This window comes from Bradyrhizobium sp. RT6a (genome assembly GCF_040547675.1).
Taxonomy (GTDB): Bacteria; Pseudomonadota; Alphaproteobacteria; order Rhizobiales; family Xanthobacteraceae; genus Bradyrhizobium.
This window is the reverse complement of the sequence record NZ_JBEPQC010000002.1, coordinates 1116683-1141793: the sequence shown is the minus strand read 5'-3', so window position 1 is coordinate 1141793 and position 25111 is coordinate 1116683. Positions and strand designations below refer to the sequence as shown.

Sequence of the window (25111 nt, the reverse complement as noted above, 5' to 3'; positions counted from 1 at the left end):
CCGAGACCCAGGGGATGCTCGCCCGGGGCGCAAGGTTGCGCCCCGCGGGTTTTTGGAATGGACGTGGACGCCCGTGGAACCGCTCAACGCACGCTCGATGCTCGATGCCGCGACCAGCGCCGCGGCGAAGCCGGCTGACCGGCCCTTTGTGGAGCGCCGTCAGCGGCTCTCGCCCGCCGCGCTCGACGTCGTCAGCCAGAAGGTCGCCCGCGCCTATTCACCGATCGTGATCACCGGCTTCGTACGCCTCGCCGATTTCGCACTGCTGAGCCTCGTCGGCATCGCACTCTATCTCGGCTATGTCATGCCGCACGCCGGCTCCTTCAGCTGGATCTATCCCGCGCAGATCATCGCCGCCGCGGTGTCCGCCGTGGTCTGCTTCCAGGCCGCCGACATCTATCAGGTGCAGCTGTTCCGCGGTCAGCTCCGGCAGATGACGCGGATGATCTCGTCCTGGTCGTTCGTCTTCCTGCTGTTCATCGGCATCTCCTTCTTCGCCAAGTTCGGCAGCGAAATATCGCGGCTGTGGCTTGCGGCCTTCTACGTCCTTGGGCTCGCCGCGCTCCTCTGCGAGCGTCTGGTGCTGCGCTCGCTGGTGCGCGCCTGGGGGCGCGAGGGCCGGCTCGACCGCCGCACCATCATCGTCGGCTCCGACCGCAACGGCGAGCAATTGGTCGAGGCGCTGAAGGAGCAGGAGGATTCCGACATCCACGTGCTCGGCGTGTTCGACGACCGCAACGACAGCCGCGCGCTCGACACCTGTGCCGGCGCGCGCAAGCTCGGCAAGGTCGACGACATCGTCGAGTTCGCCCGCCGCACCCGCGTCGATCTCGTGCTGTTCGCTCTGCCGATCTCCGCCGAGACGCGTATCCTGGAGATGCTGAAGAAGCTTTGGGTGCTGCCGGTGGATATCCGCCTCTCCGCACACACCAACAAGCTGCGCTTCCGCCCCCGCTCCTATTCCTATATCGGCGAGGTGCCGACGCTGGACGTGTTCGAGGCGCCGATCACCGACTGGGACCTGGTGATGAAATGGCTGTTCGACCGCGTCGTCGGCGCCCTCGCGCTGCTCGTGGCCTTGCCGGTGATGGGATTGGTGGCGCTGGCCGTGAAGCTCGACAGCCCCGGCCCCGTGCTGTTCCGCCAAAAGCGCTTCGGCTTCAACAACGAGCGCATCGATGTCTACAAGTTCCGCTCGATGTACCATCATCAGGCTGATCCGACCGCCTCGAAGGTCGTGACCAAGAACGACTCGCGCGTCACCCGCGTCGGCCGCTTCATCCGCAAGACCAGCCTCGACGAGCTGCCGCAGCTCTTCAACGTGGTCTTTTCCGGCGATCTCTCCTTGGTCGGGCCGCGTCCACATGCGGTGCAGGGCAAGCTGCAGAGCCGCCTGTTCGACGAAGCCGTCGACGGCTATTTCGCCCGCCACCGGGTCAAGCCCGGCATCACCGGCTGGGCCCAGATCAACGGCTGGCGCGGCGAGATCGACAATGAAGAGAAGATCCAGAAACGCGTCGAGTTCGACCTCTATTACATCGAGAACTGGTCGGTGCTGTTCGATCTCGTCATTCTGCTGAAGACGCCGATCTCGCTGCTGACCAAGAACGAGAACGCGTATTGAGTTGTGGATCCTCCGTCATGCCCCGCGAAAGCGGGGCATCCAGTACTCCGCGGCGCCAGCCGACTGCGCAATAGACGCCGCGGAGTACTGGATCGCCCGGTCAAGCCGGGCGATGACAGCGGGATTTGTGGGCGTACCAGTTGCGTAAACGTATGAGCGTGTGATGGCGTATGCGGCAACAGCCGGGGAGATGAATGCAGCGGTTCGCGCTGCGCCCGGCGTGCTGGCCCTCCAGCGCGCGCTGGTATGGCTGGTCGGCGCCTCCGGCGCGATCGTCTTCATCGAACCGAGCCCCTACGAGATCGTGACGTTGCTGGCCACCGTCACCTTCTTCGCCACCGGCCTGCGCCTGCGGCTTGCTTTGATGCCGCTGCTGCTGATGCTGAGCCTGCTCAATATCGGCTACACGATCAGCGCGATCCCGCTGTTCGAACAGTCCGAGGTGGTCAGCTGGATCGCGACCTCCTGGTACATGGCGGTGACGGTGGTGTTCTTCGCCATGGTCACGTCGGAGGACACCGCGGCCCGGCTCGACATGCTGCGCCGCGGGCTCGTGGTCGGCGCGATGGTCGCCTCGCTGTCCGCCGTTGCCGGCTACTTCCATCTGGTTCCCGGCGGCGACGACCTCCTCACACTGTACGGGCGCGCGCGCGGCACCTTCAAGGATCCGAACGTGCTCGGCGCCTTCCTGATCCTGCCGGCACTGTTCTCGCTGCAGAGCGTGGTTTCCGACAAGGCCGGCAAGGCCTTCCGCAACGTCATCGCCTTCGGCATCATGTCACTGGCGATCCTGCTCGCGTTCTCCCGCGCCGCCTGGGGCGGGCTGGTGCTGACATCCGCCTTCATGCTGGCGCTGATGGTGCTGACCAGCCGCACCAACGCTCAGCGCTCGCGCATCATCGTCATGGCGATCCTGGCCGCGGTGCTGGGCCTCGCGCTGATCGCGGTGTTGATGTCGTTCGATTCCACCGCCGAGATGTTCAAGCAGCGCGCGAGCTTCGACCAGAGCTATGACGAAGGCCGCTTCGGCCGGTTCGGCCGGCACATCCTGGGAGCGGAGATGGCGCTCGACCTGCCGTTCGGCATCGGCCCTCTGCAATTCCACCGCTTCTTCCCCGAGGACACCCACAATTCCTATCTCAACGCCTTCATGTCCGGCGGCTGGCTGTCCGGCATCTGCTATCCAGCGCTGGTCTTCACGACCGTCATCATGGGTGTCAGGCACATCTTCGTGCCGGTGCCCTGGCAGCGCGCTTATCTCGCCGTGTTCTCCGCCTTCGTCGGCACCGTCGGCGAAAGCTTCGTGATCGACACCGACCACTGGCGGCATTTCTGGATGATGCTGGGCGCGATGTGGGGCATGATCGCGGCTGCGCAGATCTACAAGGCTAGGGCTCGCGACGAAGCTTCTTCAGCTTGAGAGTGGGACGCTTTTCCGGCGGCGTATCGAGCAGACCCTTCAGCGCCGCGGTTGCCGCGAGCACACCCTTGTAGCCCTCGGTCGCGAAACGCAGCAGCAGGCGTAGTTCCTCGTCGGAATAGGTGTTGAACACCTTCTCCATTGCCCGTTGCATCGGCACGTAGAACTGGCCGATCTTCATGGCTGCTTCCGGTACGACGGCAATGAAAACCTTGCGCCGGTCGTTTTCATCCCGCTCGCGGCGCACCAGGCCGGCCTTTTCGAGCCGGTCGACCACGCCCGTAATGGCCCCCGTCGTGAGCCCCGTGACTTCGGCGAGCCGACCGGCGGTGACGCGGCCTTCGAGATACAGAATGTCCATGCATTCGAGGTCGGAATTGGCAATTCCGGCAACGTTCGCAACGGTCTGGCCGTAGAGCACGCCCTGCGCGGACGACCTGCGCATCGCCTCCTCGAGCTCCCGCAGCAGCGCAGCGCGCGCCTTCGTCCTTGACAAGGCAGACCCCGTATCTTAGTCGATATATATCTTAGTAACTAAGAGATTTAGCAACCGTAATTCTCATAGCACCACGGAAACGTCGGGAGCAAGCCATGTCCTATCGTCCCCGCAAGGCCCTGATCATCGGCGCCGGTATCGCCGGGCCCGTCGCGGCGGTCCTGCTGCGCCGTGCCGGCATCGAGTCCGCGATTTACGAGGCCTGGCCTTATTCGAAAGGCATCGGCGGCGGCCTTCAGATCGCACCGAACGGCATGCAGGTCATGGACGAGATCGGCCTTTCGAACGAGCTGATCAGCCGCGGCTCGATTGCGGAGTCCTTCGACTTCTATTCGCAAGCCGGAGAGAGGCTCGGCTCGATCAACCGCGACATGGCGCGGCGCTACGGCCAGCCCGCGGTCAATGTCTGCCGCGCCACGCTGAACGAGATGCTGATCGACAAGGCCTGGTGCGCGTGCGCTTCACTCTATTTCGAGAAGCGCCTGATCAAGATCGAGGATCGCGGCGACCAGCCGATCATCGCCTACTTTGCCGACGGCACCACGGCCGAAGGCGACTTCCTGATCGGCGCCGACGGCGTGCACTCGGTGACGCGCCGCCAGGTGGTGCCGGACGGGCCGCAGCCGTTCGACACCGGACTGATCGGCTTCGGCGGCTTCGTGTCGCACGCCGTCCTCGATGGCAGGCCGATCGGCCGGCACGTCGAGACCACGTTCGGACAGAGCGGCTTCTTCGGCTACGGCTATTGCAGCCCCGATCCGAACGACGGCTTGATGTGGTGGAGCACGCAGCCGGCGCACGGCATGGACGCGGCGATGTTTCGCGCGCTCGACCATGCAACGCTGAAGCAGCACCTGCGCGGCTTCCACCGCGGCTGGCACGATCCGATCCCTGGCATCATCGAGGCAGCCGAGAACATCGTGGTCACCGACACGCTCGACGTCGCCACCCTGCCGACCTGGTCGCGCAAGCGCTCGCTGCTGATCGGCGATGCCGCCCATGCAACCAGCCCCCACGCCGGCCAGGGCGCCTCGCTCGCGCTGGAGGATGCGATGCGCCTTGCCCGGTTGATGCAGCAAGGCCAGGAGCTCGGCGCCACCTTCCAGGCCTTCGAGGCCGAACGGCGCCCGCGCACGGAAAAGATCGTCGCCATGGCCCGCCGCAACGGCAACAGCAAGCGCGAGTTCAGCGCCACCGGCGCGTGGATCCGCAATCAGATGATGAAATGGCTGCTGCCGCTGGGCGCGAAGGGCATGGATTTCATGTACGCGTACGACGCGCGGGCGGTGTAGTGGCACGGTGCAGTAGGGTGGGCAAAGGCGCAACGCGCCGTGCCCACCATCTCTCCGCAATCGCGACAGACGTGGTGGGCACGCTTCGCTCTGCCCATCCTACGGAAGCTACGCCTGGGCTTCCACCGCGAACGTCAGTCCGGCGTTCTCGACCAGCCGCTTGATCAGCTTGTGCTGCATCGCCGCGCCTGGCGTCCAGAAGCCGGCTGCGACGTCGGTCGTGTCACGCAGCATGCAGATGGCGCATTCGGAGATCATCTTCGAGGTCGAGCCGTAGCCGGGATCGCGGTCGCCGGTGACGCCGGCGCGGACTATGCGGCCATCGGGTGCGATCGCGATATAGAGTAGATCGAACAGACCGTTTTCGCGCTCTTCCTTCGACGGGCCCTCGCCCGGCTTCGGTGCGTCGGGGCCGGTCTTGCCCGCATTGGCAGCCATCACGAGCTTGGCGTTGGCCTCGCCCTTCTCGCCGGGACCGGTCAGGACCATCTCGTCGTAGACGAAGTCCTGGCCGTAGGGGAATCCCATCAGCATGTTGGAGCGGTGAACGTTGCGCGTGTTGATCAGCGCCATCATGAACGGCGCCGCCCAGGATTGCAGATCCTCCTCGAAAGCTGCCCTGTTGCCTTTCGGCTGCTTCGGGCCCGTGAAGCCGGGCGTCAGCGCAAAATGATCGTTGAGAATGGCGACAAGGCTGAGATCCTTCGCCACGGCATCGAAGGTCGCCTTCGCGCTCGCGGCGGTGCCGCCCGAGAGCGTGCCGCGCATATCGCGCACGCGGCCCTTCACGCGCGGGGCCGGCGCGCCGAAGACACGTTTGGCCTCTTCCTGGACGAAGAACGTACCGAGCTCGAACGGCACGGAATCGTAGCCGCAGGAAAACACGATCCGCGCGCCGCTCTCTTTTGCAGCCGCCTCGTACTTGTCGATCATCTGGCGCATCCAGATCGGCTCGCCGCAGAGATCGAAATAATCCGTGCCCGTGGCCACGCAGGCCGCGAGCAGTTCCTCACCATAGAGCTGATACGGGCCGACGGTGGTGATCACCGACATCGTCTGCTCCGCCATCGCCTTCAGCGAGGCCGCGTCGGATGCATCCGCGACAATCAGCGGCGTATTCCCGGGCGCGCCGACCGCATCGCGGACCGATTTCAGCTTGCCGAGGCTGCGGCCTGCCATCGCCCATTTGAGCGCGTGGTCGCTCTTGTAATGCTGGGTCAGGTATTCGGCGACGAGCTGGCCGGTAAAACCGGTCGCGCCATAGACGACGATGTCGAATTTCGCAGAGCTCATGGTCGGCCTTTGCTTTACTTCTTCGCGTAGCTCACGCCCATGCCGGCACGGACGTCGCTTTGAATACCATAGGGCGGGATCGGATATCGCAGGCCGTTCTTCGCCAGCGCCTTCATGCCCACAACCGCCTTCGCAAGATGTTCCGGCTTCAGGGCCATCAGCATCTCCTCGTCCGGCACGCCGCCATAGCGCCGTTCGGCATAACATGGCAAGGACAGGCTGGGCTCACCGCTTTTGAGCGCCCTGCCCCAGGAATCGGCGCAAGCGGTCTCGCCGACCACGCCCCATTCGAACTTCTTGTAGCCGGTATATTGCAGCCCGTTGATCAGGATGATCATCTGCCCCGGCGTCGCATAGACGAGACAAATGTCCGGCGGATCGAGCCGGCCGCTCGCCAGCGGACTGACCGCGAGCGCCTGATATTGCCCGAACGGAACCACGTCCAGCGCCTCCTGGCGCTTGCGTGCGTCCTCCGCCGTGCCGTGCCAGACCCCGACATAGTTTTCGCCGGCGAGCCATTTCTCGTCCTGCGGCGCAAGGCCGATCACCGCGCGGCATTGCGCGCCGACGAGATCGTCGGCGGTGATGCCGACGGTCCAGCCCAGACGCGCCGCCATGCTGACGATCTGGTCGGTGGTGTGGACCGCGTTCGGCCGCCGAATTTTCGGGATTGCCTCCATGTCCGCGGTACGCGTGAACAGCTTCATGCCGATCACCGTCGTCTTCAGCCGCAACAGGCCGTTGAGATCGGCGACGAGGCCGGCAAGATCGATGCGGTCTGCACTCTGCTGTTGCATGGCGTCCTCCCGGCCGGCAGTCGCGCGCCGGCGCTGTTATTGTTTCTTGAACGGTTCTAGTCCTTCGCCGGCCCCGGGAGCAACTCGCCGGTCCGGCCCATCAGGCGGTAGGCGACGAGCCCGATCCATTCGCGCACGGCGACCTCGGTTCGGCGGAGCCCGTCCGTGGCGACATTGGTGAAAGAGAGAAGATCGTCACGCCCGCCCATTCGCCAGTCCACGGGATAGGCTTCGACGTCAAATCCCGCCTTGCGAAAGATCCCCATCGAACGCGGCATGTGAAAGGCCGAGGTGACCAGGAGCCAGCGTTCGCCCGGTTTGGGCGCCACCAATTGTTTGGTGAAGATGGCATTCTCGTAGGTGTTGCGAGAGTCCCGCTCGAGGATCAGGCGCTGCTTCGCGATACCCAGATTCTCCAGGATCGGCGCGGAGTAGTCGGCCTCCCGGGAGTCCGTCGAAACCAGGTTCGCGGTGCCCCCGGTGAAAACAATACGCGTGTTCGGATAGCGGCGCGCGAGCTCAGCCGGCGCAAACAGGCGATCGGCCGCGTGCGCGACGACCGGCGTGCGGTGCGCCGCCGACAGATCGGTGTCGACGGAGCCGCCGAGCACGATGATGCCGTCGGGCGCACCGCGCGACGGATCCCACGGCGCAAAACGCGACTCCAGCGGATAGAGCAAAAGGTTGCCGAGCGGCGAGAACGCGGCGAGCGCCAGCAGGATCAGCGTGGCCGCGGCGAGCTTGCGGCCGAATGCGGCAAAGCGCGTCGCCATCAGGACGACCGAGACGATTCCGAGCTCGATCATGAAGTTGATCGGCAGCACCGCGGTGCCGAGGGTCTTTGACAGGACAAAAAGCAGGGGAGCCTCGCTGGAATGGTCGTGCCCGTTGCGCGCGGGCTTGACCCGCCCGTCGATCTTCAGAAAGCTTCTTGGAAGAGGATCGATTGCCTGGTCAAGCCCGGGCCTGTGAAACGGACGGACACCACATGACCCATCACCACCTGCATTCCAGCCCCGAGACCTGTCACTGGGGCTTCTTCGAAGCCGCGCTCAAGCCCGTCCTTACCGTCGCGAGTGGCGACGAGGTCACGGTCGATACCATCAGCGGCGGTCCGGACATGCTGCCCGACCGCAGCAAATTTCACACTCCGCCTGAGATGTTCGAGGTTCATGCCAAGAACGAGCGCATGCTGCCCGGCCATATCCTCACTGGCCCGATCGCGGTCGAGGGCGCCGAGCCCGGTGACGTGCTCGCGATCGAGATCCTCGACGTCCAGCTCCGGCAGGATTGGGGCTGGAACATGATCAAGCCGCTGTCCGGCACCCTCCCCGACGACTTCCACGAGACGCGTATCCTGAACATCCCGCTCGACCGGTCGCGGATGATTGCCCGGATGCCCTGGGGGCTCGACCTGCCGCTCAAGCCGTTCTTCGGCGTGATGGGCGTTTCGCCGCCGCCGGCCTGGGGCCGCATCTCCTCGCTGGTCCCGCGCGCCATGGGCGGCAATCTTGACAACAAGGAGCTTGGCGCCGGCGCGACGCTGTACCTGCCGGTGTTCGTCCCGGGCGCGCTGTTCTCCTGCGGCGACGGCCATGGCGTGCAGGGCGACGGCGAGGTCTGCGTCACCGCGATCGAGACCGCACTCCAGGGCCGCTTTCGCCTGACGCTGCGCAAGGACCTCAGGCTCGATTATCCCCGCGGCGAGACGGCGACGCATTACATGACCATGGCGATGGACCCCGACCTCGACCAATGCGTGGTGCGGGCGCTGCGCGACATGATCGTGCTGCTCGGCGAGAGGCGCAATTTGTCGCGCGAGGACGCCTATACGCTATGCAGCCTGGCGGCCGATCTGCGGGTGACCCAGACCGTCAACGGGTCCAAGGGCATCCACTGCATGATCGACAAGGCGATCGTGCACGGCTGAGCCGGCCTGCCCACTCCTGACCTGTCGAGGCCAACCAGCCGCCTGCCTGTTCGCGCGGCGTGCCTCATCTTTGCCTAATTTCCTTCGCGATTCCAACGGGCTGAACAAGCGCCGCAGCCTACAATTGACTTCTGCCTCCGAACCTAAATAGAGTCTTAATCGTAACTTTTATGTACCTGCGTAAGAGGCTAGCGTTTAGGCATGGCCACCGAAAAAGCCGAGACTGACCGCATTCCCGTAACCTTGGCGCTCTCGACCATCACCTATCTGGAGAAGCTGGTGAGACAGGGCACCCACGGCACCAGCGTTCCCGGCGTCGCACGTACCTTGATCGAGGAAGGCATCCGTCTCGCCATCAAGGACGGGCTTTTGTCGATTCGCGACAATGGCAGGACGTGAGCGCGCGCCGAACGTGAGGCGGACGGATCTCGAGAGGCGGATGGCCGACATCTGCAACCTGGGACCGCGACAATGCCTGTTCTCTCACCGACTTCTTCTTCACAAACCTGGACCGACGAACGCATCGAACTGCTGAGGCAGCACTTCGAGGCCGGCCTCTCCTGCCGCGAGATCGCCGCCGACATCGGCGTCAGCCGCAATGCCGTGATCGGCAAGCTGTCTCGCCTCAATCTGACGCGCGGCCGGACCATCGACGACCGCAAGGTTCAGGACCGGGGCTCCGCGCCTTCGCGCACGTCGCGAACGGTGCCGCGGCTGCAATACGAAATGCTCGCCACGATCTATGGCGAGACCGGTGCGCCGATGGTCGCCGGTCCGATCGACGACGCCAATCGCTGCTCGCTGCTGGAGCTTGCCGAGAACCGCTGCCGCTGGCCAATATCCACACCTGGCGCAGACGATTTCTGCTTCTGCGGCAACTCCGCGCCCGACGGCCAGTCCTATTGCGCCGGCCACAGCCGCCTCGCCTACCGGCCGAATTCCCGCGCGCGCGTCATGCGCGGCTAGAGCCATGTCTTAGAGCCAAGTCTTAGAGCTCATGTCCTCGAGCCATGTCCCAAAACGAAAAACCTCCGGCAGGGCATTGCCGGAGGTTTCTGGAGGTTTAGCATCAAGTCAGAGCCGCAACTTTCGTCATCGGCTGAGAGCTATATAGCTTAGTAACTCAGGTAAGTAAATAAACTTGGGCCGGTCGAATCGCATGGCTCGTCTTCGTTGCCCGCACGGGCTGCTGGATTTTCCGAAGGCCCATCTCGCCGAAAGCCATCTCGTAAAAAAGCCCCGGCGGTGTCCCGCCGGGGCTGCGTCATTCCGAAGATCAAGGCTTACCAGTTGCGCTGCGCGCGAACGAGCAGGCTGTAGGTGTCCTGGTCCTTCAGCTCATAGGTCGCCGCGGGCTTGGCAACGCTCGTGAGCGCCGGCGTCGTGATCACGCCCGAGTACTTCTGGTCAAGGTGGCTGTAGGTGAAGTCAGCCGAGAAGGTCAGGTTCTTGACCGGGGTCCAGCGGGTGATGACACCGATCTGGCCGATGTTGAAGTCCGGGTTACAGGTACCGGTCAGGGTCGCGAACGCGGCGCTGCCGCAGATCATGCCCTTGGCCGTGCCGCTGTAGTTGACGGCAGCCCATGCACCATAGAGCGCCGAGTTCCAGTACGGGCTCCAGTTGTGGGTGTAGGCACCACGGAAGCCGTAGGTCTTGGTCAGCTCGAGGCCGCTGCCCGGTGCGAACACCGCGTCAGACACGCCGGCGAAGCCGATGCTCTGATACGCGCCGCCCGAACCGCCGAACATCGAGTAGCTGGTCGCTGCCAGCTCCTGGAAGTTGTAGCGGCTCGCGCCGTCGGTGTAGACGCCCGAGATGTTGATCACGTCGCCTGCGCCGGTCGGGATGTTCTTGATCGACAGAGCCAGCTGGACGGCCCAGCCCCACTTGTCTTCAGGATGACCCGTGGCTTCGCTCGCGCCGTAATAGCCGACGTGGTTGTCGTGCGCAGCGACCGATGCCTGGAACAGGCCCCAGGCCTGGTCGACGCGGAGCGTGCCGACGAGATCGGGGGAGCGGGTGCCGCCGAGATCGTTGGAGCCGTAGGCACCGCCGAGGACGCCGGTGGTGGACATGCCGGCCGTATTCCACAGCGCGGTCTGGAACACCTGCGTCTGGTCCTGGGCCGAGACGATCGCCGTTATGCCCTGGCCGAGATCGGCGGTGTAGGTGAACTGGGCAACACCGTTGGTGCTGCCGCTGCCGCCGACGAGCTGGTCGAAGTTGTTGCCGGGATAGTTGATCCAGGGCGCGTCGAACTGCGACACTGCCTTACCCATGGTGAAGCCGGCGAACTGGATGAAGGCGTAGTAGACGCCGAGCGCGCCGCCCGAGATCCCCCCGTCGGTGCCGTTGACGGCGCCGCCGCTCGAGCCGATCAGACCCGTGCCTGCGGCGTTGAGGCCGAGCGTGCCGCTGTACTGGGTGGCACCCGTTCCCGAACCGGCGCCGACATAGTTGCCGGTCGTCCAGGTGAAGACCGCATCGAAATAGGTGCGGACAACGCCGTACTCGGTCGCGGTGCGCGTGTCGATGTTGAGATCTTCACGAGCGCGCATCGAGTAATAGTTCGTCAGGCGGTTATTGGCCGCGAAGACGTTGTTGTACTGGGCGCTGTAGTTGCCGCCGGCATTGAGCGCCACTTCGGCACGCAGATAACCGCCCAGCTTGATGCAGGTGTCGCTGCCCGGGATGTAGTAGAAACCCGCACCGTAGAGCGAGCAGACCTTCACATACTCGACCGCCTTGGCCTTGACCGGAAGATCAGCCGCCTGAGCTCCACCAACGGCGATCAGACCCGCCGCAGTGCCGAGCAAAAGGCTCTTCACCACTTTCATATTAAAACCTCCAAGTTGCTCATTTTACGAAGACCGGACCGTGAGGCCCCCCAGATCCCCGTCTTGCAAATCCGTTCGGCCGCTTTGCGCTTTCGGACACACCCGCTTTCGACGCGAGGGACGTGAGCGAACCAGCTGCAACGGGACGATCGAGAACCCCCCACCGTCACGAAGCAATATGCCTGCGCCGTTGACTAATCAAAATACCTTATTTAGTCAGCTTTGTGGTTTCGCTAAACCTGTACCCCATACGCAACACTCCGGCGAAGCGATCCGTGAGCAAATCATCTTTGTAGTTTGAGTGACAAAATTAGCCTGCTCTGCACTTGCGTCAGAGCAGGCTTGCGTGGACTATGGCTTGCACCACACGGGCCGCATACAAATCAGATCACGGGAGTGACGCTGTGTCAGCGACGAGGAAAGAAGGGGCGCGCCTCCGCCCCATCGGCAATCTGGATATCATCAGGCGCTTCACCTGGGAGATATCGTCGATCAACATGTATCTGGAGGAGCTGCGTCAGTTCTGGGCGAGAACGCTCGGCATCAGCGGCCCGCAATGGCTGATCCTGATGGCGATCTCCGACCTCGACAAGGACGACGGCATTCCGGTCAACGTCGTCTCAAAACTCCTCCACGTCGACCCGTCGTTCGTCACGACCCAGTCCAAGCTGCTCGAGAAGAAGGGCCTGTTGCGCCGCCGCCCCTCGCCGACCGACGCAAGGGTGGTCCGGCTGTCCCTGACCGAGAAGACCCAGAAGCACCTGGCCAGCCTCACCGAGCAGTACAAGACGATCAAGGAATTCGTCTTCCAGGAGTTCGACGAGAAAGAACTGACGGAATTCACCACCAAGCTCGCGATGTTGAAAACCCGTCTCGAAAAGGCCTGCGTCCGCCTGACTCTCGACTTCTGAGGCGACGTCCTTAGATGCGGCCCGCCGCGCCGAGCCGGGATTCGAGCCAATCGAAAATGTATTCATTGGCAAGGCTTGGATTGTCCGCATGGGCCTGCGCCGCGCCGGTTTCCGCCGCGGTGAATACCTTCAACATGACATCCGAGCTGCCGAGCCGGGACGTCTGGACGATCTGACGCGCCCGATCGGCCTTGAGCCAGCCGTCCTCGCCGAGCGTGATCAGCACCGGACAGTCGGCGCTGGAGGCCATCAGCGGAGCATGCGGCACCGGAACGATGCTGACGTCGCTCATCGCGAATCGGCTGGCAAAGAAGGCCCGTTCGTGCAGGTCCCACAGGCCGCCATCGCACACGGCGGCGGCAAGCCGCGGCTCCTGCAGCACGGCGCGGGCCACGAAAGAAGAGCCCCAGCCATCGGCGACGATCGCGACGCGCCCGAAATCGACGTCGCTGCACGTCTCCAAATAGTCCATGACGCACGGAATCGCACTCTCGAGATCCCGGCGCCGCAACAGCCCGTCGAGATAATCGTCGCGCTGATCACCGAACAGGTCCAGCGCCAGCAGCGAGAAGCCGCGCTCGCGCGCATGCGGCGCGAGCTTGAACAGAAACTCCTCCTTGCGGTGACCGGGCTCGCCGATGCAGATCACGGTCGGAGCTCGCACGCGTCCCGACGGCGCGGGCAGGAAATAGCCCTGCAACGAATGGCCGTCGAGCCAGGGTATCGTCATGACTTCCCCGGCCGGATCGCGCGCGGCGAGAAAGCGGCGGGCGCAATCCTGCATCGCGAGGACCGCGACCCAGCGGCGCTCGTCCGCCTGATCGAGCGGCATTGCGGCCGCACTGTAGTAATTCATGGCGCGGAGCCAGTTGCGCTGCGCCGTCGCCCTGTGACCTTCCGCGAACGCGGCCTCCGCACGAAGCCGATTGGCTTGCGCCAGATTCTTCCACTCGCGATGCCAGGACTGGTCTTCGCCCCGCTTCAGCTGCCGCGCGATCATCAGGCATTCCGCGATGGTGGCGCCGCCCTCCTGGGCCGCGGTCAGGAGCCGCGTGAACTCAGCGGAGATGTCCTCTCGCTCCGGGCAAAGGATCCAGTCGTCGGAGAGGCATGCGGGTATCATCGGGAGCTACGCTCTGGTCATCGCCTTACACATGATTGACTAAACTATTTTGGTTCCCTGACCAAGCTGCCGTGCGCCGAATGAGAGCCGTTCGAGATCACCATCGCTTGAACGAAGGGACGTATCGCATGCGTGACATTCCAATTGGTCATGAGTGGTCGACACTGGCAGGAAACGCCGGCAGCGAACTGGCAAGAGATGGCACGCGAAATTGCCCGAGCGCCTCTTGCCATGATGAGCATCATACCTATATCCGCGCGCGCTCGGCGCCCGCTTCAACCGAGCCGCCAGCCGACCTCTTGCGTAAAACTTTCGTAGAAGGATCTTTCGTAGGCCTGCTCCGGCGTAGCACGAACGCGCTCGTCAAGGCGCTTTGCGTCCTCGCCCACGAGAATGCGCCATTGCTCCGCCTTGACCCCATCGAGGATGATACTGGCGGCCTGCGCCGCCGTCGTCGGCGCATCCTCGAGGAAGCTGCGGGCACGCTCGGCGAACACCGCCTGGATGTCCTCGTCCGACATCTTGTCGGCATCCGGCACGCCGGCCGCGACCATGCGCTTGCGGGTCAGCGCGACCTCGTCGGGGTTGAGCCGCTCCGAGCCGTCGGCGCTCTGCACCTTGCGCGAATTGGAGACGATCGAGGTGCCGATATGGCCGGGCATCACCACCGAACATTTGACGTGCGGCGCGTGCAGGCGGAGATCATTGATCAGCGCTTCGGTAAATCCCTTCACGGCGAACTTCGCCGAGCTGTAGGCGGTGTGGGACTGGTTCATGCCGATCGAGGCCCAGAAGCCGTTGACGCTCGCGGTGTTGACGATGTGGGCCTCGTCGGCTGCGACCAGCATCGGCAGGAAGGTGCGAACGCCGAGATAGACGCCGCCCCAGCAGATGTTGAAGGTGCGCTCCCACTGCTCGCGCGTGTTGGTGAACAGGCTGCCGCCGCCACCGATGCCGGCGTTGTTGAACAGAAGATGGATCCGGTCGGTCTTCTGCTGCTCGGCGAACTCGTCGCGGAATCGCTTGAGATGATCCTCGATCGAAACGTCGGCGATGTGGGTCGTGACGCGCAGGCCCTGCGGCAGCTTCTCGACCTCGCACAGCCGCTTGGTCTCGGCCATCGCGGCTTCCGAGACGTCGCACATCGCGACATTGCAGCCCTCGGCGACGAGCTGCCGCGCGAGCTCGCGTCCCATTCCCGTGCCGCCGCCGGTGATGACGGCGATCTTTCCTGCAAAATCCTTCATGGGACTTTCGGCCCCTCCCCTTGTCGGTATGTTTCTTCATGGCTAAGCCGCGCATCGGAGCGCGCGCAAAATGTAGCAGCGCCGCATCCGCAGGTAAAAGCGGATCGGCGCTGCCGTGCTCATCAGTAATTTCGGGGCGTGGACTATTCGGCCGCCTCGACGCGCCGCCCGTTCAACGCGCCGAGCCCGTCCAGTGCCTTGCGGATCGTCGCCTGCTGCGCGCTTGAGGCCTCCGGCATCGGCGCGCGCGGATAAGTCCTGGGCAGGCCCTGCAGCGTCTGCGCATAGCGCGTGCAGGCCGGCAGATTGTCGGCGATCACGGCGTTCCACAGCGTCAGCAGCTTCTTGTGCAGGTCGAGCGCGCGCGGATGGTCACCCGCCTTCACCGCATCCCACAGCGCGACGGAGGCATGCGGCGCCGCGGTCAGGATCGCGGCGATCGAGCCATGGGCCCCTAAAGTGTAGGACGGATACATCAGGGCATCGACCGCACTGTAGATCAGCTTGTCAGGCGCCATCATCATGAGATCCGCGAACAGCTTCAGATCGCCCGCGCTCTGCTTGACGCCGACCACCAGCGGCACCTCGGTCATGATCCGCGTCAGCAGCGCCGGCGAAAGATACGACCACGGCACCACATTGTAGATGATGATGGGCATGCCGGTCTCATCCGCCATGGCGCGGAAATGCGCCACCATCGCCTCGTCGTCCGGCTTGAACAGATAGTGCACCGGCGTGACCTGGAGCGCGGCGACATTCATGTCGCGCACCAGCTTGCCGCGGCGGATCGCATCGCGGGTGGAATCGACGATGATGCCGGCGATCACGGGAATGCGTCCCTTCACCGCGGCGACCGTCGCCTCCATCAGGTCGCGATATTCCTCGTGATCGAGCGTGTGCCCCTCGCCGGTCGAGCCGCCGGCCGCGACGCCATGCGCGCCGGCCCCGATCATCCAGTCGACCTGAGGCGCCACAAGCGTGTAGTCGATCTCGCCATCCTTGCGGAACGGCGTCGTCATCGGCGGGATCACGCCGGTCGGTCGTGCCTTCATGGTCTGCCCTCGCGTTTCCATATCCCTTGTGGCGCTCCCGCTCTTTTGGCGGGTGCCCACGGTCCTGCGAGCCTACCGGCTGCGCGCGGCCTGTGAAGCGCCACCGGCGCGGCGCTGCCCCCACAATCGATCATCCCTGCGACTCACCCCCGCCGGTTCCCCGTATTTGTCCGGCTTCGGTTTAGGGGCAATTTTTTTACAATCCGAAACGTCAAATGGACTCCGGACGCCGGGTCGAGTCGGCCATGCCAGCGTGTTGTTTGCGTCACAGGCTCTGGCACTCCGCTTGCATCCTCTTCGTGGTCAGAAACTACCGATGAGGTGACTGGAATGTTCGTGACCGTCGTTGCCGTGCTCTGCCGGCTGAGTGCAGCCAGCTCAGGCAGTTGCATCGAGGAAATCGTGACCGACAGCAACATGACGCCCGAGATGTCGATGATGCAGTGTGCGATCGGCGCACAGGCCCCATTGGCAAAATGGATGGGCGAACATCCGATCTACCACGCTAACTGGCGGCTCGATCGCTACAAATGCGTGCCGGGACACTACGAGATCAAGGGCCACGCCTAACGCTCCGCAAAACACTGATACCAAGACGACGGACCAAGACTAAAAACGAGGAAACGCCCCGGGGGCCGCATGGTCTTTCCGCGCGGGCATCGACAGCGCCAGACCCCATTGCGGCGGCGCTCTTTGTGACAACGATCACACCTCCCCCTTGAGCCACTGCTCGCAAGATGATCGCACGCGCACGCCGCATCCGGCGTCAGTGCGCGAAGGCGAATAGCGGTTGCCCGACGCCAGGGCCGAGGCCATACTTGACGTCTCGATTGTCGTGGATTGCGAGCCCGGTGTCGAAGCGCCCTGTTCTTCCCCCCAGCCGCGGACCTCATCAAACCGACTTGCGCGAGCGCGCCACGCTCGCGCTGCGGATGCAGAACTTCGCCGAGGCGGAGCGGCTTGCAGCTGAAGTGTTGAAGGCGAGCCGGAACGATATCGTCGCGACATGGGTTCTTGGCCGCGCCTTGCTCGCTCAGAACCGCGCAGCGGAGGCCATCCTGCCCTTGGACAAGGCGGCGCGCCGCACGAGTGATCCGGGCATCGAAACTCTACTTGGCGCGGCCTTGGGCGAATCCGGACGTCGCACGGAAGCCGTCGAACAATTGCGCCGGACCGCGGCGCGTCGCCCGCCTTTCCTGCCGGCGTTCCAGGAACTCGCCGGCCAGCTTGCCAAGGATCGGCGCCTCGATGAGGCCATCGCGGTGATCGGCAACGCTCTCGCGCTCGCGCCGGAAAGCATCGACCTACAACTGGATCTTGCGCGGCTGCATCTCGAGCGCAATACGCGTGGTGAGGCGCGCGCGATCCTCGTCAAGGCCCACGAGGCCGCGCCCGGGCGTCCCGATATCTCCACCCTACTTGCACGCGTGCTGCGCCAGGATGGTGATTATGCCACGGCCGCAGAAATGTACCGGCTCGCGCTGGCGCTGCGCCCTGACGATGCCATGGCACGGGCCGACCTCGCGGCCTGCCTGTTCGAGTTGGGCGAGCGCGAAGCGGGCGAAGCGAGCCTTCGTTCGGCCTTACGCGGCCGCCCTCGAATGCTGGCGCAAGTCGCCTACACGCTCGTCCATTCATCGCACGGGCGCTTCTTCTTCCGCCCGAGCGCGCTCAAGAAGTTTCTGCAAAGCGAGGTGCCCTGATGCGGCTCACGCACGGAACTGCCGTCGATAGGCGCCAGGCTCCTGCGCGACCGACTTCGTTACCTCGAACACCCGCCGCATCTCCTCTTCAGTCAGTGGAGCGGTCTGAGCGACCCAGGTTTCCCGCTTCACCGGCATGCATTGCGCAATCGGCGTCCCCTTCTGCAGCACGCCGTTGAAATTCACGTCGTGCCAATGCACCGGGAAATGGATCCAACTGTCACGATATCGATCGCAATCGACGAGGCCCGTCAGCGTAGTGAAGGGCAAATCAAACCGGTTGATCGGATGCATGAACAGAACCGAATAGCCTTCCGGCGCTTCGATCAGCCATGGGTTACGAAACTTGATGAGAAGCCGGTCCGGCTCGAACAACGGCGATCCCGTGACCTGACTGGAGTCGTGAAATCCAACGGGAGAGCGCGGGAAATCGAGCTCACCACCGGCTGGCAGGTCACTGTCCCAGGAAATTTCCCCGTTCTCAAACCTGACATCGCACATCAATGGGATCAGGAAGCCGCTCGTCATGGCGTCGACGACCGGAGGGCATCGCTTGACCGTATCCTCCTCGCGCTGATTGATCGCGTTGAAGGCCCGCGTCGGCATCGCCTTCAGCCAGGCAGGCAGGCCCAAACTCGCAGGGATCGGCGCCGGCAATTTGTCTTCAAGGCCCGGCGGGCAGCGGAACTTGAGGGGCATCGGCTCGTCGGGCACTTCTGATGCTCCCATTGTCGCCGGGCGCGCACCGTGAGCCTCATCGCGGACAGACAAAGCGCGTATCGCGATGCTTTTCGCGTGTGTACTCAGCCAAATCTACGAACAAATGGTCGGAGCGAGAGGATTTGAACCTCCGACCCCTAGTCTCCCAGACTAGTGCGCTAACCGGGCTGCGCCACGCTCCGAACGTCGTTCCATTAGCTAGGATCGCCGGTTTGCGCAAGGCGAGGTGACACCATTTTGGTGTCGCCATCGAAAGGCACTGGAACTGCCCCAAAGCCGAGGAGATCCGGCGTCAGGCGTCCTTCAGCGCCTGATCCAGCATTTCGCGGCAGGCGATGAGCTCGGCGAGCACCCGTCCTAGGCGCTCCCGGTCGATGGCGCTGGGGCCGGCGGCCGCGGCGGGGGTGCCGCCCTTGCGGAAGGTGGTGAGGATTTCCTCGTCGTCGGTCTCGGAGAAGCGGAAGTCGATGCCCTCCTCCTCCTCGCCCTGGTAGTCGTCATCGTCGCTGTCGCGGGCGCCGCGGACGCCGGTCTCCTCCTCGGGCTCCATCAGGCTGGCGCCGACGGCGTCCTCGATGGCGCCGAACGAGACCGCGGCCGCACCGTCGGCGAGGCCCTGCACCGATTTGACGCCGTGTTCCTTGAGGATCCGCTGCACCCCGCGGATGGTGTAGCCCTCCCCGTAGAGCAGACGGCGGATGCCCTTGAGCAGGTCGACGTCGTCGGGGCGGTAATAGCGGCGGCCGCCGCTGCGCTTCATCGGCTTGATCTGGGAGAAACGCGTCTCCCAGAACCGCAGCACGTGCTGCGGAATGTCGAGTTCCTGCGCTACTTCGCTGATGGTTCGGAACGCATCCGGCGCCTTGTCCAAATGCCAAATCCTTATCCGGAGGGCGGATTACGCCTCGGGTTGCGCCTTGCTGGCGTCGCCATTGGTGCGGTGCTGGGCGTTGATGCGCTGCTTCAGGATCGCCGACGGCTTGAAGACCATGACCCGGCGCGGCGAGATCGGCACCTCGGTGCCGGTCTTGGGATTGCGACCGATGCGCTGACCCTTCTTGCGGACCATGAAGGAGCCGAACGAGGACAGCTTCACCGTCTCGCCTTTCTCAAGGCAATCGGTGATCTCCTTCAGCACGAGTTCCACGAAGGCGGACGATTCCGTCCGCGACAGCCCCACCTTCTGGTAGACGGCTTCGCACAGATCGACACGCGTTACGGTTTTACTTTGATCGGTCATCGCCCTGCCCCACATCACGGCGAACAATTGTTGTCTGAAATTATGAGCTTACGATACGGCGGTCAACAGCGCTCATCAATGCAGGCGCATCGATAATCCGCGCTGATTCGGGCAAAATTTTATCGACTGTGGCTTACCAGCGCACCAGCGCGGAGCCCCAGGTGAAGCCGCCGCCCATGGCTTCGAGCAGAACCAGGTCGCCACGCTTGATGCGGCCGTCCTTGCGCGCCACCGACAGCGCCAGCGGGATCGAGGCCGCCGAGGTGTTGCCGTGAAGGTCCACCGTCAGCACCACCTTCTCCGGCGCGATATGGAGCTTGTGTGCGGACGCGTCGATGATTCGCTTGTTGGCCTGGTGCGGCACGAACCAGTCGATGCTGTCGGCATTGAGCCCGGTCGCCTTGAAGGCGTCGACGATCACGTCGGTGATCATGCCGACCGCGTGCTTGAAGACCTCGCGGCCCTCCATGCGCAGATGGCCGACAGTCTGGGTCGAGGACGGGCCGCCGTCGACGAACAGCTTCGCCTTGTGGCGGCCGTCGGAGCGCAGATGCGTGGTCACGATCCCGCGGTCGGTCGCGGCATTGCCCGGCTGCTCCTGCGCCTCCAGCACCACCGCGCCGGCGCCGTCGCCGAACAGCACGCAGGTGCCACGGTCGGTCCAGTCGAGGATGCGCGAGAAGGTTTCCGCCCCGATCACCAGCGCGCGCTTGAAGGCACCCGTGCGCAGGAAATTATCGGCGGTGGCAAGCCCGAACACGAAGCCCGAGCACACCGCCTGAAGGTCGAAGGCCGCGCCATGGTTGATGCCGAGCCCGTGCTGCACGGCGACCGCGCTTGCGGGGAAGGTGTTGTCGGGCGTCGAGGTCGCGAGCACGATCAGGTCGATCGACTGCGCGTCCACGCCGGCATCGGCGAGCGCAGCCTGCGCCGCCTTGAGCGCCAGATGCGAGGTGAACTCGCCCTCGGCTGCGATATGCCGCTCGCGAATGCCGGTGCGCTGCACGATCCACTCGTCGGACGTGTCAATGCGCGCCGCCAATTGGGCGTTGGTCACCACCTGCTCCGGCAAATAAGAGCCGCAGCCCAGCACGACCGAACGAATTTGAGTCACGAAACAGCCTCCTGCGCGGCCTGCACGGAATTGAGTGCACCACCTTCGCGGTTGAGCATCTGATTGATCTTGTTGAGGAGATCGAATTTGACCATCTCATAGCCAACATCGATCGCATAGGCAAAGCCTTCGGAGCTGATTCCGCCATGGCTCTTGACCACGATCCCGTTCAACCCCAGCAACACGCCGCCGTTCGATTTGTTCGGATCCATCTTGTTGCGCAGGGCCTGGAAGGCGTTGCGCGCAAAGAGATAGCCGAGCTTTGACAGCCAGCCCCGCTTCATCTCGTTGCGGAGCAATTCCGCCATCTGCCGCGCGGTTCCCTCCGCGGCCTTCAAAGCGATGTTGCCGGCGTAGCCTTCGGTCACGATGACGTCCGCGACCCCCTTGCCGATGCCGTCGCCCTCGACGAAGCCGACATAGTCGAGCTCGGGCAGGTTCCTGGCGCGCAGGATTTCGCCGGCCTCGCGAATCTCCTCGTGCCCCTTGATCTCCTCGACCCCGATATTGAGCAGGCCGACCGTGGGACGCGTCTTGTTGAACAACACGCTGGCCATCGCTGCGCCCATGATGGCGAGCGACACCAGATGGTGCGTATCGCCGCCGATGCTGGCGCCGAGGTCGAGAACGACGGAATCGCCGCGCCTGGTCGGCCACATGCCGGCGATCGCGGGACGGTCGATGCCCGGCAGCGTGCGCAGGTGGAAGCGCGACATCGCCATCAGCGCGCCGGTATTCCCGGCGGACACCGCAACATCCGCCTCGCCCTTTTTCACCGCATCGATGGCAAGCCACATGGAGGAGGTCCTGCGGCCGCGTCGCAGCGCCTGGCTCGGCTTTTCCTCGCCGCTGACCGCGACATCGGTATGGATGATCTTCGACGCGGCCTTCAGCGCGGGGTGGCGGTCGAGCTCGGGCTCAATCTTGGCGCGGTCCCCGATCAGCAGGAATTCGATCTCGCGATGCCTCTGGAGCGAGATGGCGGCGCCTGGAATGACCACGGCGGCGCCGGCGTCGCCCCCCATGGCGTCAAGCGCGATGCGAACCTTGCTTGGCATAAAAGTCCTGGAAACCTGGTCTGGTGCGGTCTTGAACGAGCGGGGCCGCAAATGGGTTCGCCACGAACATGGCGGTCGGTCAAGCGCCACTCCGCACCCGGACCGGGGCGCGACAATAGCGTTTTGTTACCCCGAAACAACCTCTTGCCCCCAGCCTTTTGCATTCGGGAACATCGGGCTGCGGACGGACTAATTCACAAGAAATACATGAAAATCAAATAGATAATTTGACCCTTCAAACCATCATCGCAAACACCTCGCCCCCCGTAGCAAAGCGGTCCTCCGGGCAAGACGGCACCTATTTGTCCTTCTTCCTGTCCTGGAGTGCCTTCAGGACCGCAAAGGGATGGTCCTCCGGATCGGGGGCGATGACCTCGGACTCAAACACCACCCCCGGCTTCCGCGGATAGGGATCGACCGCCAGGAACAGAGCGTCGGTGGCGAGCCGACCGAGGTCGATGATCCCATTGACGATCGCCTCCGGCGGGTCGGCGACCTGCTCCTGATCGTCCTTCCCCTCCTCCATCAGGTCGGCCAGGCGGCGGACCTCGGCCTCGGGGGCAAATATCAGGTCCACCTCCTCGTCGATCTCGCTCTCCATGGGGTCAAGCGTCACCACGCAGGTCTGGCCGATCCGGGCGCGGACGTGCCCCGTGACCTGGATCCGGTCGCCGCTTTTCGGCACGACATCGAAATCGGCCTGGACCGAGACAACCTCGCGCAAACCTGCCGTCTCGGCCATGGCTTGCCGCTCGGCGGCCGAGGCCTCGAGCTTGCGATGCAGGCCGGTGTCCGGGATCTGTGCAACGATGACGGGCACCCGCCAGGGATCTGGCCCGGATGCTGGTATCGGTCGGCTCATGGCGTGACATCCTCAGGGAGCGCTGGAGGAAACTTGAAAGACGCACCCAGCAGTGCGGCCTCGCCGGTCCGGCCGAGCTCGGCCTCGGCAGCCCTGGCATAGGCCGCGAGCCGCTGCGCCTGGTCCATGCCGGCCCCATTCAAGATATTCTTGCAGATCGCCCATGCCAGCGCCTCGCCGCCGCTTTCCATGGCCTGATCGTAAGCCTGGACCCGGCCGTAAAACGCCTCGCCGAAGGCCCGCATCCGCTTCGGCACGGTCTGGTCGCCTATCCCCATCTCGCGCAGATTGTCGTCCATGTCCTCGCAGAAGCGGTCGAACAGCGCCTGCGACAGCTCGGTGGCGCCCTGAACCGTGCGCAGACGGCGCAGCAGCAGCCACAGGTGCAGCAGCAACAGATCGAAACGCCCGTTAACGGTATCCGGCACGCCCAAGTCGCGGTAAAATATGGGTTCTCGCGCCTGCGTCACGATCATGCCATAGATGGCTTCAATGGTGCCCGGCGAGGCTAGGCGGGGTTTCCTGAAGTGATTGAACGGCCAAAGCATTGTGGTTTCCGCAAGCGGGCGCGCGCGTGTTGCATTCAGAGCCTCCGCCCGGTACTTCAGCGCCTCGCGCGACGCAAGGGGACGGAATCAGTTCCGCTATGACGATAACGAACCAGACTAGCCTGCGTGCAGACAAGCGGCGCGGCCTTCATGCACGTTGGCGCGGCTTGCGCCTGTTCGCGGCTGCGGCCCTGGTTGGTGCTGCGCTTGCGGGCTGCACCGGCGAGCAGTTCCAGAAGGGCTATATCCTGCCGCCCAACGCGCTCGAGCAGATCCCGATCGGTGCGAGCCAGGACCAAGTGCTGATCGTGATGGGCACCCCCTCCACGGTCGCAACCCTCGACGGCGAGGTGTTCTATTACATCTCGCAACGCTCCGAGCGCATGGTCGCCTTCATGAACCAGAGGGTGGTCGACCAGCGCGTCATCGCGGTCTATTTCGACAAGAACCGACGCGTGCGCCGGCTTGCGAATTACGGCCTCCAGGACGGCAAGATCTTCGACTTCATCAGCCGGACCACTCCGACGTCGGGCCAGGAGATGGGCTACCTCACGCCGATCTTCAAGCTGCTCAGCTTTAACTGAGCCTTCAGCCTGCGGCTTCGTGCGGCTTGCCGTTGCGCATCCGCTTCCATACGCTCCTGCAAAACAAGATGCAGGGAGTGGATTCGTGCCCAATAAATTGCTGTCCCGCCGTCGCGTGCTCACCGGCGCTGCCGCCATCTCGGCCGCAGCGATCCTGCCGCGATCGAGCCTGGCGGACTGGAAGCCCACCGAAAACGTCCGCCTCGTCGTGCCGGCAGCCGCCGGCGGTTCGACCGACGTAATGGGGCGGCTTCTGGCCGCGCATCTGCAGACCGCCTGGGGCCAATCGGCCGTGGTGGAAAACCGCTCCGGCGGCGGCGGCACGATCGGCACCGCCGAGGTGGTCCGCGCCAAGCCGGACGGTCACACCATCCTGATCGGCAATCCCGGCCCGAACGCGATCGCCTACAGCATCTTCAAGAACCTTACCTACAAGCCGGACCAGCTCCAGCCGGTCTCCAACATGATCCGGATCCCGAACATCGTCTCGGCGCATCCCAAGACCGGCATCAAGTCGATCGCCGAGCTGGTCGCCTATCTCAAGGCCAATCCGGACAAGCTCAGCTACGCCTCCTCTGGCGTCGGCCAGAGCCCTCACCTCACCGGCGCCTGGTTCCTGCAGCTCACCGGGCTGAAGATGACGCATATCCCGTTCCGCGGCGCCGGTCCCGCGCTCCAGGCGGCGCTCGCCGGCGACATCCAGATCCTGTTCGACAATCTCTATCCGAGCCTGCCGCAGGTGCAGAACGGCACCCTCACCGGCCTCTGCGTCACCACGACCGAGCGCAGCGACCTTGCACCGAACCTGCCGACCATGCGCGAGAGCGCGCCCGAGCTTGCGGCTTTCGACGTCTCGTCGTGGTTCTCGGTTTTCCTGCCGAAGGGTGTGCAGCCCGCCGTTCTCGAAGCGCTCAACCTTCAAGTGAAGGCGATGCTCCAGCGCGACGACATCAAGAAGAACATCGTGGCCATGGGCGCCCGTGCCGACTACGGCACGCCCGACCAGTTTGCCGCCTTCGTGGACGCCGAGACGAAGAAGTTCGCCGGCATCATCCAGAAGGAAGGGCTGCAGATGGACGTGCAGTAGGCGCTACTTCCGTCATCGCGAGCGCGGCGAAGCAATCCAGAATTCCTCAGTGGAACGACCCTGGATTGCTTCGTCGCGAGAGCTCCTCGCAATGACGTGGTGAGGGCGTCCAACCCATCAAACAAAAACCCCGCGGCTTTCGCCGCGGGGTTTTGTGTTTCTCGCCGACG

The 25111-nt window shown here is 64.1% G+C and carries 26 protein-coding genes and 1 tRNA gene; 11 read left to right on the top strand and 16 right to left on the bottom strand.

Features of this window, described 5'->3' with window-relative positions:
• The first annotated feature begins 73 nt into the window (after positions 1-73).
• Both ABIC03_RS15405 and ABIC03_RS15400 read left to right on the top strand, forming a co-directional pair.
• Entirely contained in the window at positions 74-1624 is a 1551-nt protein-coding gene (locus ABIC03_RS15405; protein ID WP_354058926.1) for an undecaprenyl-phosphate glucose phosphotransferase, read from the top strand.
• Positions 1625-1787: 163 nt separating this feature from the next.
• Positions 1788-3044: an O-antigen ligase family protein gene (locus tag ABIC03_RS15400; RefSeq protein WP_354058925.1), complete on the top strand. Its 1257-nt coding sequence runs from the start codon at positions 1788-1790 to the stop codon at positions 3042-3044.
• Here the strand turns inward: ABIC03_RS15400 and ABIC03_RS15395 are convergent.
• Entirely contained in the window at positions 3013-3489 is a 477-nt protein-coding gene (locus ABIC03_RS15395; protein WP_275171395.1) for a MarR family transcriptional regulator, read from the bottom strand. The two genes, ABIC03_RS15400 and ABIC03_RS15395, sit on opposite strands and share 32 nt — an antisense overlap.
• A gap of 146 nt (positions 3490-3635) precedes the next feature.
• Here ABIC03_RS15395 and ABIC03_RS15390 point away from each other — a divergent pair, with 146 nt between their 5' ends.
• A complete protein-coding gene (locus ABIC03_RS15390; RefSeq protein ID WP_354058924.1) occupies positions 3636-4832 on the top strand; it encodes an FAD-dependent monooxygenase in 1197 nt (398 codons plus the stop codon).
• A 108-nt stretch (positions 4833-4940) separates the two neighbouring features.
• Here the strand turns inward: ABIC03_RS15390 and ABIC03_RS15385 are convergent, their stop codons facing one another.
• Genes ABIC03_RS15385 through ABIC03_RS15375 form a run of 3 tightly spaced genes read right to left on the bottom strand, consistent with a single transcriptional unit; the run spans position 4941 to position 7728 of the window.
• Entirely contained in the window at positions 4941-6125 is a 1185-nt protein-coding gene (locus ABIC03_RS15385) for a saccharopine dehydrogenase family protein (protein ID WP_354058923.1), read from the bottom strand.
• A gap of 14 nt (positions 6126-6139) precedes the next feature.
• Entirely contained in the window at positions 6140-6922 is a 783-nt protein-coding gene (locus ABIC03_RS15380) for a DUF169 domain-containing protein (protein ID WP_354058922.1), read from the bottom strand.
• Positions 6923-6978: 56 nt separating this feature from the next.
• Positions 6979-7728 (bottom strand): YdcF family protein, encoded by a 750-nt coding sequence (locus ABIC03_RS15375; RefSeq protein ID WP_354058921.1) that lies wholly within the window; start codon positions 7726-7728, stop codon positions 6979-6981.
• A gap of 182 nt (positions 7729-7910) precedes the next feature.
• Between ABIC03_RS15375 and ABIC03_RS15370 the strand changes: the two genes are divergently transcribed.
• From ABIC03_RS15370 to ABIC03_RS15360, 3 genes are all read left to right on the top strand, one after another.
• Entirely contained in the window at positions 7911-8852 is a 942-nt protein-coding gene (locus ABIC03_RS15370; RefSeq protein WP_354058920.1) for an acetamidase/formamidase family protein, read from the top strand.
• A gap of 201 nt (positions 8853-9053) precedes the next feature.
• Positions 9054-9251, top strand: coding sequence for a hypothetical protein (locus ABIC03_RS15365; protein ID WP_007603456.1), 198 nt, complete (start codon positions 9054-9056; stop codon positions 9249-9251).
• Positions 9252-9323: 72 nt separating this feature from the next.
• Positions 9324-9818 (top strand): GcrA family cell cycle regulator, encoded by a 495-nt coding sequence (locus ABIC03_RS15360; protein ID WP_275171362.1) that lies wholly within the window; start codon positions 9324-9326, stop codon positions 9816-9818.
• 317 nt (positions 9819-10135) lie between these two features.
• On the opposite strand, the gene ABIC03_RS15355 is transcribed toward ABIC03_RS15360, so the two are convergent.
• Positions 10136-11692: a porin gene (locus ABIC03_RS15355; protein ID WP_354058919.1), complete on the bottom strand. Its 1557-nt coding sequence runs from the start codon at positions 11690-11692 to the stop codon at positions 10136-10138.
• A 404-nt stretch (positions 11693-12096) separates the two neighbouring features.
• On the opposite strand from ABIC03_RS15355, the gene ABIC03_RS15350 reads away from it, so the two are divergent.
• Positions 12097-12603, top strand: a complete 507-nt coding sequence (locus ABIC03_RS15350; protein ID WP_354058918.1) for a MarR family winged helix-turn-helix transcriptional regulator — start codon at positions 12097-12099, stop codon at positions 12601-12603.
• A gap of 10 nt (positions 12604-12613) precedes the next feature.
• Here the strand turns inward: ABIC03_RS15350 and ABIC03_RS15345 are convergent, their stop codons facing one another.
• The 3 genes from ABIC03_RS15345 to ABIC03_RS15335 all read right to left on the bottom strand — a co-directional run bounded on the left by ABIC03_RS15345 (position 12614) and on the right by ABIC03_RS15335 (position 16025).
• Positions 12614-13726, bottom strand: a complete 1113-nt coding sequence (locus ABIC03_RS15345; RefSeq protein ID WP_354058917.1) for an alpha/beta hydrolase family protein — start codon at positions 13724-13726, stop codon at positions 12614-12616.
• A 275-nt stretch (positions 13727-14001) separates the two neighbouring features.
• A complete protein-coding gene (locus tag ABIC03_RS15340; protein ID WP_354058916.1) occupies positions 14002-14973 on the bottom strand; it encodes an SDR family oxidoreductase in 972 nt (323 codons plus the stop codon).
• Positions 14974-15116: 143 nt separating this feature from the next.
• A complete protein-coding gene (locus ABIC03_RS15335; RefSeq protein WP_275171367.1) occupies positions 15117-16025 on the bottom strand; it encodes a dihydrodipicolinate synthase family protein in 909 nt (302 codons plus the stop codon).
• Between the two features lie 330 nt (positions 16026-16355).
• Here ABIC03_RS15335 and ABIC03_RS15330 point away from each other — a divergent pair, with 330 nt between their 5' ends.
• Together ABIC03_RS15330 and ABIC03_RS15325 are read left to right on the top strand one after the other, a co-directional pair.
• Positions 16356-16595 (top strand): hypothetical protein, encoded by a 240-nt coding sequence (locus ABIC03_RS15330; RefSeq protein WP_007611067.1) that lies wholly within the window; start codon positions 16356-16358, stop codon positions 16593-16595.
• A 332-nt stretch (positions 16596-16927) separates the two neighbouring features.
• Entirely contained in the window at positions 16928-17728 is an 801-nt protein-coding gene (locus ABIC03_RS15325; protein WP_354058915.1) for a tetratricopeptide repeat protein, read from the top strand.
• 6 nt (positions 17729-17734) lie between these two features.
• Here ABIC03_RS15325 and ABIC03_RS15320 read toward each other — a convergent pair whose 3' ends face one another.
• The 8 genes from ABIC03_RS15320 to ABIC03_RS15285 form a co-directional block, all read right to left on the bottom strand.
• Positions 17735-18427, bottom strand: coding sequence for a hypothetical protein (locus ABIC03_RS15320; RefSeq protein WP_354058914.1), 693 nt, complete (start codon positions 18425-18427; stop codon positions 17735-17737).
• A gap of 125 nt (positions 18428-18552) precedes the next feature.
• Positions 18553-18630 (bottom strand) — tRNA-Pro (locus ABIC03_RS15315).
• Positions 18631-18740: 110 nt separating this feature from the next.
• Entirely contained in the window at positions 18741-19319 is a 579-nt protein-coding gene (locus ABIC03_RS15310; RefSeq protein ID WP_354058913.1) for a MerR family transcriptional regulator, read from the bottom strand.
• Between the two features lie 27 nt (positions 19320-19346).
• Positions 19347-19688: an integration host factor subunit alpha gene (locus tag ABIC03_RS15305; protein WP_018456841.1), complete on the bottom strand. Its 342-nt coding sequence runs from the start codon at positions 19686-19688 to the stop codon at positions 19347-19349.
• A 133-nt stretch (positions 19689-19821) separates the two neighbouring features.
• Positions 19822-20802 (bottom strand): beta-ketoacyl-ACP synthase III, encoded by a 981-nt coding sequence (locus tag ABIC03_RS15300; RefSeq protein ID WP_026233249.1) that lies wholly within the window; start codon positions 20800-20802, stop codon positions 19822-19824.
• On the bottom strand, positions 20799-21860 hold the full coding sequence (gene plsX / locus ABIC03_RS15295; RefSeq protein WP_354058912.1) for a phosphate acyltransferase PlsX: 1062 nt from the start codon (positions 21858-21860) through the stop codon (positions 20799-20801). Before plsX ends, ABIC03_RS15300 begins: the two co-directional genes overlap by 4 nt.
• A 298-nt stretch (positions 21861-22158) precedes the next feature.
• Positions 22159-22722 carry a YceD family protein gene (locus ABIC03_RS15290; protein WP_354058911.1) on the bottom strand — a complete coding sequence of 188 codons (564 nt, stop codon included), beginning with the start codon at positions 22720-22722 and terminating at the stop codon, positions 22159-22161.
• Complete coding sequence (locus ABIC03_RS15285) at positions 22719-23270, bottom strand: ubiquinol-cytochrome C chaperone family protein (RefSeq protein ID WP_354058910.1); 552 nt, start codon at positions 23268-23270, stop codon at positions 22719-22721. Before ABIC03_RS15285 ends, ABIC03_RS15290 begins: the two co-directional genes overlap by 4 nt.
• A gap of 98 nt (positions 23271-23368) precedes the next feature.
• On the opposite strand from ABIC03_RS15285, the gene ABIC03_RS15280 reads away from it, so the two are divergent.
• Both ABIC03_RS15280 and ABIC03_RS15275 read left to right on the top strand, forming a co-directional pair.
• The gene (locus tag ABIC03_RS15280) at positions 23369-23854 is read left to right on the top strand and encodes an outer membrane protein assembly factor BamE (protein WP_354058909.1); all 486 of its coding nucleotides are present in this window, start codon (positions 23369-23371) and stop codon (positions 23852-23854) included.
• An 85-nt stretch (positions 23855-23939) separates the two neighbouring features.
• Positions 23940-24941, top strand: a complete 1002-nt coding sequence (locus ABIC03_RS15275; RefSeq protein WP_354058908.1) for a Bug family tripartite tricarboxylate transporter substrate binding protein — start codon at positions 23940-23942, stop codon at positions 24939-24941.
• Positions 24942-25111 lie beyond the last annotated feature (170 nt).